Annotated in this window: 12 protein-coding genes; 7 read left to right on the plus strand and 5 right to left on the minus strand. The window is 44.4% G+C overall.

What is annotated here, in order from left to right; all coding sequences use genetic code 11:
• Positions 1-2 precede the first annotated feature (2 nt).
• The 5 genes from GPK83_RS00380 to GPK83_RS00400 form a co-directional block, all read right to left on the minus strand.
• On the minus strand, positions 3-494 hold the full coding sequence (locus GPK83_RS00380; protein ID WP_117483981.1) for a hypothetical protein: 492 nt from the start codon (positions 492-494) through the stop codon (positions 3-5).
• A gap of 73 nt (positions 495-567) precedes the next feature.
• Complete coding sequence (locus GPK83_RS00385) at positions 568-1,689, minus strand: flagellin (protein ID WP_117566856.1); 1,122 nt, start codon at positions 1,687-1,689, stop codon at positions 568-570.
• 22 nt (positions 1,690-1,711) lie between these two features.
• Complete coding sequence (gene flgK / locus GPK83_RS00390; RefSeq protein WP_215703703.1) at positions 1,712-3,385, minus strand: flagellar hook-associated protein FlgK; 1,674 nt, start codon at positions 3,383-3,385, stop codon at positions 1,712-1,714.
• A 51-nt stretch (positions 3,386-3,436) separates the two neighbouring features.
• Positions 3,437-3,865 (minus strand): flagellar export chaperone FlgN, encoded by a 429-nt coding sequence (flgN, locus tag GPK83_RS00395; RefSeq protein WP_015553164.1) that lies wholly within the window; start codon positions 3,863-3,865, stop codon positions 3,437-3,439.
• On the minus strand, positions 3,862-4,173 hold the full coding sequence (locus GPK83_RS00400) for a flagellar biosynthesis anti-sigma factor FlgM (RefSeq protein ID WP_117566853.1): 312 nt from the start codon (positions 4,171-4,173) through the stop codon (positions 3,862-3,864). The genes flgN and GPK83_RS00400 overlap by 4 nt, the downstream gene beginning before the upstream one ends.
• A gap of 258 nt (positions 4,174-4,431) precedes the next feature.
• On the opposite strand from GPK83_RS00400, the gene GPK83_RS00405 reads away from it, so the two are divergent.
• From GPK83_RS00405 to GPK83_RS00435, 7 genes are all read left to right on the plus strand, one after another.
• Entirely contained in the window at positions 4,432-5,853 is a 1,422-nt protein-coding gene (locus GPK83_RS00405; protein ID WP_215703704.1) for a hypothetical protein, read from the plus strand.
• The gene (locus GPK83_RS00410) at positions 5,840-6,151 is read left to right on the plus strand and encodes an EscU/YscU/HrcU family type III secretion system export apparatus switch protein (RefSeq protein ID WP_015553167.1); all 312 of its coding nucleotides are present in this window, start codon (positions 5,840-5,842) and stop codon (positions 6,149-6,151) included. Before GPK83_RS00405 ends, GPK83_RS00410 begins: the two co-directional genes overlap by 14 nt.
• Positions 6,126-7,538 carry an N-acetylmuramoyl-L-alanine amidase family protein gene (locus GPK83_RS00415; protein ID WP_015553168.1) on the plus strand — a complete coding sequence of 471 codons (1,413 nt, stop codon included), beginning with the start codon at positions 6,126-6,128 and terminating at the stop codon, positions 7,536-7,538. The genes GPK83_RS00410 and GPK83_RS00415 overlap by 26 nt, the downstream gene beginning before the upstream one ends.
• Before the next feature lie 112 nt (positions 7,539-7,650).
• The gene (locus tag GPK83_RS00420) at positions 7,651-8,943 is read left to right on the plus strand and encodes an N-acetylmuramoyl-L-alanine amidase family protein (RefSeq protein ID WP_252196175.1); all 1,293 of its coding nucleotides are present in this window, start codon (positions 7,651-7,653) and stop codon (positions 8,941-8,943) included.
• A 5-nt stretch (positions 8,944-8,948) separates the two neighbouring features.
• Positions 8,949-9,743, plus strand: a complete 795-nt coding sequence (locus GPK83_RS00425) for a lytic transglycosylase domain-containing protein (protein WP_215703705.1) — start codon at positions 8,949-8,951, stop codon at positions 9,741-9,743.
• Positions 9,744-9,892: 149 nt separating this feature from the next.
• A complete protein-coding gene (locus GPK83_RS00430) occupies positions 9,893-10,753 on the plus strand; it encodes a flagellin (RefSeq protein ID WP_215703706.1) in 861 nt (286 codons plus the stop codon).
• Positions 10,754-10,915: 162 nt separating this feature from the next.
• On the plus strand, positions 10,916-11,737 hold the full coding sequence (locus tag GPK83_RS00435) for a flagellin (RefSeq protein WP_215703707.1): 822 nt from the start codon (positions 10,916-10,918) through the stop codon (positions 11,735-11,737).
• The last annotated feature ends 132 nt before the right edge of the window (positions 11,738-11,869 follow it).

Consider the following 11,869-nt stretch of genomic DNA (forward strand, 5'->3'; position numbering starts at 1 on the left):
TTTTATATGGTAACATTAAGAGCAGGGGAATCCGGCTCTTTTTTTGGTGGAACATAATTGGGGGTGCCGGTATATACAAACTCTACTTTTGGATAAGAGGTTATGATGGTCATTTCCAGGGCTGGTACGTATTCCAGATTGCCAGATGCCACACGAAATTCAAATTCACCTCTCTGAAGGGTATACAGCCCATTATTGTCAGGGCTGCCAGAAAATGGATCACAAAAGCTGTTTCCTGATCCAGAGACGTTTGCTGTGCCATGTACTCTTTGGACAGTATCCCGGAGATTAAAAGCTTGTCTGATATCCTGGATACAGGTCATGCTTTCCGGAGAACTGATCCCGTAATTTTGAGCCTGACGTACTTTCAGGCGGTATTGGGAAATCGCCTGATGCTGTCTTGCTGCCAGCTGGTCCTTTGAAACCAGACTGGCATTTTGACGGAAACGGACAGATTCAAAAGGTTTAAAATTTGCTTCAATCACAGGTTTCATACATTTTCACCTTCTTCTGACCTGAAAATAGAAAATTATTTTTTGCTTGTTTTTTGTAAACAATGTACCGGTATCATTTTATAAAATCAAAAAGAGATGACTGCATCAGGTTTGACCCCATTTTTAAAGCAGCAGAATAGGAGTACTGGTAAGAGAACATTTCTGTAATGGCCTCATAAGGATCAGCTCCGAGAATGTCTTTGTATTCCTCTGTCAGGTTGTCGCTTAAAGTATCAAGACGGGTTTTTGTAGTTTCTACCAGGGAATATTTATTACCAAGGTCGCTGTAAATGGTGCTGATGGTATGCTCTGTATTAGCTGCATCTTTAAGTACACTGCCCATAGTATCTGTAAATTGATCAACGGTCGTAGTATCATTGATATAATTATCACAGGCCATAACCGAACGGCTCAGAAGTGCCACAGGAGTTGTTTCCAGGGCAGCTTTGACCGCATCCTTTGCATCCGCATCAGACATGGCATTTAAGGAATCTGAAGTAAGCCCCGTAAGCATATTCAGTCCTCCGGTATAGGTATCTAAAAGAGACTGGCGGTTGGAAATATCGCCATAACCGATATCTACCCGGCCTTGTTCTCTCATAGCTGTCACAAGGTTGTTCAGGTCATCATCGCTTAAATGATAACTGTAAGTATTGTTATTTTTGTCATAAGCCATGGTCATATTGACCGTCTTTGTGGTACCGTCTGAATACTTATGGGTATAAGTAAGGGTTTTTCCATCTCCGCTTAAAGAAAACGGAGCTGTTGTAATATCATTTCCTCCATAAACATAGAAATCCTGATACTGGCTGTTCAGATTGCTGACCATGCTCTGCACATCCTGAAGAAGAGCATCTCTTTTTGTCTGGACAGAAGTTTTTGAGCTGTTATGGGAGGAATCCAGCACATACTGCATGGAAGTCTTACTGTTGCTTAAAGTTTTCTGGATATCCCTTGCGCCCTGCTCCTGTTGGTACAGACGGTTTTTAATATCACCTAAAATAGAACTTTTACTCTTTGCATCCTGATATAAATGATCCATTTTCTTTCCCTGATAATAAGCAAGAGGATTATCAGCAGCTGTTTCATAAGCAGCGCCGGTAGAAACCTTGTTCATGCTTTTGTTCAGATTGCTTTGAAGATCATTTAAAGAAGAAGTATACCTGCGGTAAACAGATGAACGTACAACTCTCATAATTTATTAATCCTCCTTATATTTATGCACCAGTATTACTGATCAGGGTATTCAACACTTCATCAAGGGCAGTCATCAGACGGGAAGCAGCATTATAGGCTGAAACGTAGGCCATCATATTGGTTGCTTCTTCATCCAGGCTGACACCGGAAAGAGAGTCTCTGGAGTCCTGGATACTGTTTAAAACAGTTGTGCCCGTCTTTAATGCAGTCTGGTTGGAGCTGGAATCAGATGCCAGCTGGGTGGAAAGGTTATTCATATAATCAGCAAATGTTTTCCCGTTCAATTTCTTGGTATCCTTCATAGCTGCGATCATATCAAGGATTGTATCTGTGCGGTTGGTGCCGTCTGTAGAAATATGGATCGTTCCACTGGTCCAGCCTTTGCTGATACCGATATTTCCGGCTGTTATACCAGTTGTTGAGTCATCGGTGGAATTAGATAAAAGATTCTTATCCGTGGGTTTTTTGCCATTGTTGATGTCATTCATGGATTTTGCGAAAGTGGAAGCTAACTGATCCAGTTTTCCTGAGTAATACTGGTATCCACGGACATCATCCACAGCAGTAGATCCATTTATCACAGTGCCGGTACCTGTTTTCTGGAGCATATCCAGGCTTGCCTGAAGAGAGCCGCCTTCAAAATGGATCCCTTTTAACTCTGCGTATACATCTGCAGCTGCCTGTCCATTCCCTTGATAGCTGGGGGCTTTTTCAAACTTGATGGAAATGTTTGCAGGATCAGAAACAGAAGCAGCTGTCTGGTGATCGCCTTTTAACATACTTAACTGACCGTAGTTTTTTGTGAGACCGTCAGCACCAAGGTCAGATCCATTTACTAGGATCAGCTTCTGGCTCTTTCCCTGGGCATCAATATAATTCATGCTCACTTCCAGGTCATCAGGCCAATCCTTCTTGCCGATCACAGCACCATTTGCATCATAGTCATAGGCGTTATTCCCGGAATGGGCATCATCCTTGTAATATCTTGTTTCAACAGGAATATAACCGGAAAGCTCATCCAGAAGAAGATTTCGTTCATCCTGGAGTTCCAGGGAAGGATGACCGGCAACCTGGTTACGTTTGATCTGCACGTTCAGGTCGCCGATCTGGCGGAGGATGTCATTGATCTTCTGTACATCGCCCTGTTCACTGCTGCCTTCCCCTGTGAGCCTTTGAAATTCATTCTGTTCGGCCTGTGTGATCTGTCTGGATGCCTGGTTAAAAAGATTACATACAGACTGCATTTTAGTTCGCAGCTCACTTTCATAGATGGGATCGGATACCTTTGCAGGATCCTGCATGCTTGTAAGGGTAGACTGGATATCATCAAATGCCTTGCGGATGCCGGAAATGGTTGTTTCGTCCAGTACCTTTGACAGAGAATTAAGGGCAGTCTGTAAACGATTGGTATAGCTGCAGTCAGCAGACTGGCTGCGGTATTGGATATCCAGATAAGGATCTCTGATCTGTGAGACCCGGTCCATGCTTACCCCAAAGCCTACTGCAGTTTCATTCCCATTAGAATAATGGGAAACAGGATTCGTATAATTAAGGCTGGATGCCTCTAACTGCTGCCTGGTATATCCGGCAGTATTCATATTTGACAAATTCTGTCCTGTAATATCCAGACGTTTCTGGTTGGCCTGGAGAGCGGACAGAGCGGTATTAAAACCGGAAAAAGTTGCTCTTACCATAAAATATTATTACCTCCAAAATATAAGTATCCTGCAGTCCCCACAGTTTTATCAGACATATTTGTCATAAACATGAGGATCGCTCTGCTTCGCACCGGAAAGGCGCTGTTCTAACTGTTTCATGCGGATCCGGATCAGACGGTCTGTGCCGCCTTTTATCTTTTTCAGCTTTTCAGCCTGGCTGGATAAACGTTCCAAGATCGGAGAGAGAAGTGCCACAGCCTCCTCGCTGTCCTCCTGCATCAAAATCTGGCGGAAAGTAAGCCCCTCAAGACCCGACCTGCGAAGAAGATCACTTCGTTTTTTATCTAGTCCGCGCAGCTGCAGTAAAAGCATGTTTTCATCATTTAAAAGAGATTCCAGCTGGTCAGGATGATCAGCTGAAACAACGGTTAGTTTATCAGCCTCAACCCGGCATAGCTGTTCTAATACAGTACACAGCTGTTCTAATACCGGGATCAGGCTTTCAGGCGCCCTCATAGATTATACATGGCCCTTGCAATGGCCATGGGATCCGGTTCGTAGGTTCCTTCCTCAACCTGTTTTTTCAGTTGGGCAGCCTTTTCAACGGAAACGCCTTTCTCGCGGCAGACATCTTCTGTAATGCTGTGGGCCAGAGAGCGTGCGAAAAGTGTTTCATCAGCCGAAATACCTTCGGTGTATTCAAAACTGGCTCGGTCAAGATCAGCCGGTTTTGCAGAAATATTATCAGACAAAGCAATATTGCTTTGTCTCATTGATACATGTTCCATGTGTATTTGCTCCTGGATAAAATTTTGAATTTTCATACAATTACTCCTCACCTTAAAATAAAACGGCAGGACCACAAAAGTATCCTGTGATTTTCACATGCTTACTGAATCTATATCTATGTAAATTATCGCCTTTTTTCTTGAAAATATAAGAAAAATAATAATTATAAAAAACGGGAAAACGCCGATTAAATATACATATGGAAGCATGCAGGGTAATTCGGTATCAGAGGGGTCAAAATCTTTTGACCCCAACATCATAATATATAGAATCAAAAAGAAAAGGGATAAAACATGTCTAATATATTACAGGTAACAGATCCTTCTACATATATAGATAATAGAAATCTCCACACAGGCCAGGAGCAGCAAAGCGCCCTGAACAGTTCCCAGATCCAGAATCCTTCTGACCCATCTCGTGTAGTGCGGGCAGATGGACAGAAAAGCGGTACCGCTGGTGACCAGGAAAATGAAAGTGGCTTCAGCGTCCGCAATTATAATGGAAATTATACGGACTTTCTTCAGAAGCTGGGGCAGGAAAATGAAATAAAGGATTCCCTGGGCCGGATCCTGTTCCGGGATGGAGCCGTTATCGCTAAAGGTGATGAAGGTCTGGGTAAAATGGTGCAGCAGCTGCTGGATTCTGCCAGTTTTGAAGATTCTGGCCAGCTGCTGGATTTTTTAAAAATGCAGGGACAGACTAAATTTTCCGGTACTTTCTTTGAAAACCTGAGAACTCTTTTGCAGCAGGAAGGAAACAGAGGCCTGCAGGAAACAGCCCTCAAATTCCTTCAGGTATTCAACAATTATTCCAGCGGTGAGCATCTTTTAGAACAGATGCAGGAACTGACAGATGAAATAAAAGGAATGCTTTACACCTCTGCAAGACAGGAATACGCATCAATTCTGGATCAGCTGGACTGGAAGGCAGAAAATGGGGAAACAAAGGAAAATTCCCAGGTTCTGTTTCAGAAGCTGGTCCCCTTTCTTTCAAGATATATTTCCCGTACCCATGATTATGGCAATGTAAGAAGCAGCGTGATCCAGCTGATCCTTTATGGGGCACGTTATGAAAACGGAAGCAGTGCCCTTCTCAGAAGCCTTTTTGAACAAATGGCAGCTAATAGGGATTTTAAACGTTTTTTTGAAACAGAGCCTGAAGAGCTGTATGCTGTACTTACCGGTTCAAAAGGAAAAAAAGGAAATATTTATGGAGATATTTTTGGCTCACTTGTGGAAAGAGGAGCCAAAGGAGAAGCCGGGCTGGAACATGTACAGGATTTTTATCAGCTGATGCGAGGGATGCTGGTAAACGAAAGTGTATATATGTCTGTTAATCATTTTGTCCTTCCTTTTCAATATCAGGGAAAAGAGGCAGTATCTGAATTTTGGATCGATCCGGATGCAGAGAAAAAAGAAGAAGAAAAAGATGGAGGCAGGAAAATACGCCTTCTGGTGGACTTTGAGATCAGGGGATTGGGAGATTTCCAGCTTCTGGCAGATCTCCAGGATCATAAAATATCCATGGAGCTGGGAGTTCCTAAAAATCTTTCTGCCGGAGCCGGAGAGATACAGGCAAAGCTTCAGGAAATATGTACCAGAAACGGGATGCGCGTGAAAATGATGCAGGTGCAGGAACGGAAAGCTCATTACCGTCTGCTGGATGTTTTTCCAAAGATAAGAAAAAAGGAGAATGGTATTAATGTCAGCGTTTGAGCGGTTATTAGAGCAAAAGGCAGTTGCGCTTCAATATTCGCCGGAAAAGGACACTGCCCCGGTAATCGTTGCTTCCGGAATGGGATATATGGCAGAAAAGATCACGGAAGCAGCCAGAAAGTCAGGGGTTCCGGTTTATGAGGATGATTCTCTTGCAACTCTTTTAAGCAGATTACAGCTGGGAGCGGCTGTGCCGGAAGAATTATATCAGGCGATCATAGAGATCTATATTTACTTTTTAGGATATGTGCCGTCACCGGAGGAAAAAGAAAATGAAGAAAAAGTCGAAAATACCTGACAGAAGATCCAGACACGGACGGGAAATGTTTCTGCTCCTTCTTTCGGGAGTCTTGCTGTTCCAATGGGGAAAGATAGATGCTTTTGCAGCAGCAAAAGAGATTAAAACAGTAAATATCCGTGTTACATCCAAGCTGGAAGTAGGCAGCAAGCTTCCGGATATAAAACTGGAAACGACCACGGTTTCAGATGGAGAAGTGGCAGTAGATGCAAGTGGAGGTAAATACAGCGTTTCCGAGGCCGAATGGACGGATAAAAGCTCCAATGAACTGAAAGCTGCTGAAGAGCCTCAGATGAAAGTCACCCTGGAACCGGAAGATGTCAGTGAAGATTATTTTGTTTCCAGCTATAAAAAAGCGAATGTAAAGATCAGTGGGGGCACATTTGTGTCTGCCAGACGAGATGGAGATGAACTGGTAGTTACCCTGCGGGTAAAAGGGATCAAAGGAGACTATGCTGCTCCGGAAGATGCCTGGTGGAATGAAAAAAGCCTGGGACAGGCTAAATGGGAAAAGCCGGATAACACATCCGGTTATTACGAAGTGCAGCTTTACAGAGGAAAAACGAAAGTTTACAGCGTCTCCCAGACCAGTGCGGTTCAGTATAATTTTTATCCATATATGACAAAAACAGGAGAGTATACCTTTAAGGTACGCACAGTACCGGGAACGGATTCCCAAAAAAAATATGGTGGAAAAAGCGAATGGATAGAATCCGGGGAGCTTTCCATTACAGACCGGTATGTATCAGATGGTAAAGGACAGCAATCAAAAAATCCTTCTGCAAAGCGCGGAACCACAGATAAAGTAGGCTGGGTAAAAAAAGGCAATATATGGAATTACAGATTTCCGGATGGCTCTATATGCCGGGGTACATGGCAGTCGGTCAACGGATACTGGTATTATTTTGATGTCAATGGCACGATGCTCACCGGCTGGCAGAAGATGGAAAATGACTGGTATTACCTGTATGGTACCGGGGAAATGGCAACCGGATGGGCAAAGATCAATGGACAGTGGTATTACTTCTGGCCATTAACGGAAAATGGGCATACACAGGGAACCATGGCTTATGGAGGCTGGAAGATCATAGGGGCGGATTATTACTTTTTCAGGGAAGACGGCTCCTTATATACCGGCTGGCTGGAACAGAATGGTTCCTGGTATTACTTAAACACACTTGACAACAGCCTTCAGGGAGTCATGTTTACCGGCTGGCTGATCCGGGAAGGGAAAACTTATTTCCTGGATGCTGACGGAGTTATGGCTGCCGGCTGGTATCAGGTTGACGGGAATTGGTATTATTTTTGGCCGGATTCAGGTGAAATGGCAAAAAACCAGTATATCAATGGATTTTATGTTAATGGGGACGGGATCTGGTACAGGTAAAGATATGTGAGGAATGGAAATGAAAATGATCAGAAAAATACTCCTTTGTGCCGGAACAGGACTGCTGCTTAGCACAGGAAGCTTACAGTCTGTGCCAGGGGGAATCTTTCATATGTATACAGCTTATGGGGCAGAGAGCAGTATCATCGAGACCATGAGTATTAAATTTAACACCACTTTTGGAGATCCGGAGGAAATACCACAGCCCCAGATCACCATCAGCGGATCAGGGGTATCCATTGGGGATATTTATTACAAAACAGAATATGAAAACTGGAAACCTGGTAAAAAGGTACGGATGGAGATCACTGTGGATGCTGCACAGGGAAAGTATTTCCCTGTGTCCCTTGGACGATCCAAATGCCGTGTGACCGGGGCTGATTTTGTATCGGCGAAAGCCCTGGATAATACCACCATGCAGGTAAAAGTGAACTATACGCCGGTCACTGTTCTGGGTGACACAGCTTTAGCAGGCTGGAGTTCACATGACTCAGAAAAGGCAGTGTGGAAGAAGGTAGACTATGCTCCGGGCTATACCCTGACTTTATATGGAAATGATAAAGTGGTGAAACGGATGACAGTTACAAGTAACTCTGTCAGCTTAAAGGAGTACATGACAGATCCGGACAAGATCTACTATTATCAGGTAAAAGCGGTCCCGGTTACGGCAGAACAGAAAAAATACTTAAAAGAAGGGGAATTTGTTACATCACAGGAACAGGATATAGATGACAGTGCGGAAGAGGAGAAAGAACATGCAGCAACTTCCCAGAGCTGCAGTACTGGTCCAGGCGTAGCAGGTTCTCTAAAGGGAGACAACTTTGTTATGCCGGATGGGACTCTGGCAGTTAATACCTGGAAGCTGGTGGGAGGTATATGGTACTACTTTAACGCTGAAGGAAACCGTACCAGGGGGTGGTTCCAGTATGGTGGAAAATGGTATTATTTCGACGGAAATGGATATATGAAGACCGGATGGGTGAACACAGGAAACGGAAAATGGTATTACTTAAACCCTGATGGGGATATGAAGACCGGATGGGTGAACACAGGAAACGGAAAATGGTATTACTTAAACCCTGATGGAAGTATGAAGACCGGATGGGTGAACACAGGAAATGGAAAATGGTATTACTTAAACCCTGATGGGGATATGAAGACCGGCTGGGTGAACACAGGAAACGGAAAATGGTATTACTTAAACCCTGATGGGGATATGAAGACCGGCTGGGTGAACACAGGAAATGGAAAATGGTATTACTTAAACCCTGATGGGGATATGAAGACCGGCTGGCTGTATGATAAAAATATCTGGTATTATTTAAATAACGATGGATCTATGGCAGTAAACCGTTCTCAGGATGGCTGGTACCTGGGAGCAGACGGCGCAGGCCGAAAGGAGTAAGAAATATGAGTTTAGCACCGATAACAGGAGATGGGGGAAAGTTAGCTGCACAGGCAGCGGATCAGACACAGAAGACAACACCGGTCCAGGAATTTCAGGGGATACTGAAAAATGGGCTGAATGCCATAAAAGAAGATATGGATTCTATTTTCGAAGAAGCTTCTGCTTTATATCAGATCCCTTCTAAACTTCTCAGGGCGGTGGCAAAGGCAGAGTCAGGGTTTAATCCAAAGGCTGTATCCAAAGCAGGGGCTATGGGCGTGATGCAGCTGATGCCGGGAACAGCCCGTTCTCTTGGAGTAAGCGATCCTTACAATGCCAGACAAAATATCCTTGGAGGGGCAAAATACTTAAAACAAAATCTGGACCGGTTCGGAGGAGACGTAAGCCTTGCACTGGCAGCTTATAACGCAGGTCCGAACAGTGTGACCAAATACGGAGGCATCCCACCATATAAAGAAACCCAGAATTATGTAAAAAAGATCATGGCGGATTATACGGGAAACAATACGATCCTGGCAGGACGTACGGTGAGTACCGGAACATATGGGAAAACATCCGGCAGTACAGCAGTGAGCAGCCTTATCGGAAGTGGCCTTACAGGAAGCGGTCTGACAGCAGGCAGTCTTTTAGGCAGCTTTGCGGGAAATACCGATCTGTCCGGCGCCGGCAGCCTTGGTACACTTCTGGCAGCAGGAAAGGGAGAGAACCTTTCCGGGGAAGACTGGTCTAATATGGTGCAGATCCTCCGTCTTCAGATGATGATGAATATGGGTAAGGATACGGGTACGCTGATCTGACAGACAGATACCGGATTGCCGCGCGCTTTGCACTCCCGCAATTCCGGCCTTTTGACCCTGGTATCAATAAAATAAGGCATTTTGCCGATAATAAAAACAAATGGTTATTTGATGATATTCATAGAAGATACAAAGGAAGGTGAAACATCATGCAGGTGCAGAATAACATAGCATCCATAAATGCTGCCAGAAATCAGGGGATCGAAACAGGAAAGCTGAAAAAGTCCCTTGAAAAGCTGTCTTCCGGCTTTCGGATCGTCCGTGCGGGAGATGATGCAGCTGGACTGGCGATCTCGGAAGGTATGCGCAGCAGGATCAACAGCCTGAACCAGGCGATGAGAAACATTGATGACGGCATCGGACTTACCAATGTAGGAGATGGCGCTTTGACAGAGGTCCATTCCATGCTCCAGAGACTGAAGACTCTGGCTTTAAAATCTGCAAATGGAACTTACGATCAGTCCAACAGGGAAACCTTGAACATGGAAAAAGACCATATCCTTGAGGAGATTGACAGGATTGGTTCTACCACTAAATTTGGAGAAATCTCCCTGTTTTCCAGGGCAGATGCCAATACAAATACACAGCTCTGGCAGCCGCCAGAGCTGGACGATACGATCCCGCTCCAGATCGGCGGTTCTGCTCAGGCTGGAGAAGTTCTGGATGTAGAACGCTATTATATAGGAAGCAGGGAACTACAGCTGGATCAGACAGATTTTTCCGATGTAGAAAAGGGACATAAATCTGTGGGATACATTGAAAACGCGATAGAGGCTGTTTCTAAAGTCAGGGCATCCTTTGGAGCTGCTTATATGCATCTGGATCACACCCACAATAATTTAAGCGTTACAAGTGAAAACATGCAGGCGGCAGAAAGCCAGATCCGTGATACCAATATGGCAGAGGAGATCACGAAATATACCAGCAGTAACATCGTCCTACAGTCCTCTAATATGATGCTTACAAATGCAAATAATCTCCCTCAGACCATACTTGAACTTTTAAAATAAAAATGAAAGAAATAATGAAAAACAGGCTTATGTTTTTTTAACATAAGACGATATATATATAGAAAGAAAATTCTGCTGTTCCAGAAAGGGCCCTTGGGACAGTAGAAGACAGAGGAAAGGAGTCCACTGCCATATTTTCTTTTATAAAAGGAGGAATTCATTATGGTAATTCAGCATAATATTGCAGCGATCAATTCTTACAGAAACTTAAGTACCAACCAGAACGCACTGAGCAAAAACTTAGAGAAGCTGTCTTCCGGTTACAAGATCAACCGTGCAGGCGATGACGCAGCAGGTCTGGCTATTTCCGAGACCATGCGTTCCCAGATCAATGGTTTAAACCAGGCTGTAAACAATGCAAACGATGCGATCGGTCTGATCCAGACAGCAGAAGGTGCTATGACAGAGACCCACTCCATGCTTCAGCGTATGAAGACTCTGACTACCCAGGCAGCAAATGGTACTTATACCAAAACCGCAAGAGCCAACATCAAGGCTGAGATTGATGCACTGAATAAAGAAATTACCCGTATCGCTACTACTACAGAGTTCAACGGTGAGAAACCTTTAAATCCTGCGAAGAAGGGGAACCTGACTTTCTTCATCGGTGCTTCTGCAGCTACAGCCAACGCAATGACTGTTGCACAGCAGACTATGACAGCTAAAGATTTAAAGGTTGACGGTATTGCGGTAGATAACACAACTAATGCATTCAAAGCAATGGCATCTGTAGATGCTGCAATTGAGACAGTATCTACTTACCGTGCAACCCTTGGTGCTGCCCAGAACCGTCTGGAGCATACGGTAAACAACCTGAAGGTTACTTCTGAAAATATTACATCAGCGGAAAGCCGTATCCGTGATACAGATATGGCAGATGAGATCACAGCTTATACAAAGAACAACATTCTTTTACAGGCTGCTCAGTCTATGCTTTCCCAGTCCAACGCTATGCCTCAGGGTGTATTAAGCATGCTGCAGTAATCTTGAAATTGATTCTGCATCTTTTAGGGGATCTGCTTTGCGCAGATCCTCTTTTTTTAAAGTGCGCCCGGCGGCGCACGTTTCTAGCGGGTGCAAGTCCCGAATCCGCCCGGTAGTGGGAAGGATATAGCC

Origin of the sequence: Clostridium sp. MCC328 (assembly GCF_018785465.1) — a bacterium.
In the GTDB taxonomy this organism is placed as follows: domain Bacteria; phylum Bacillota; class Clostridia; order Lachnospirales; family Lachnospiraceae; genus Pilosibacter; species Pilosibacter fragilis.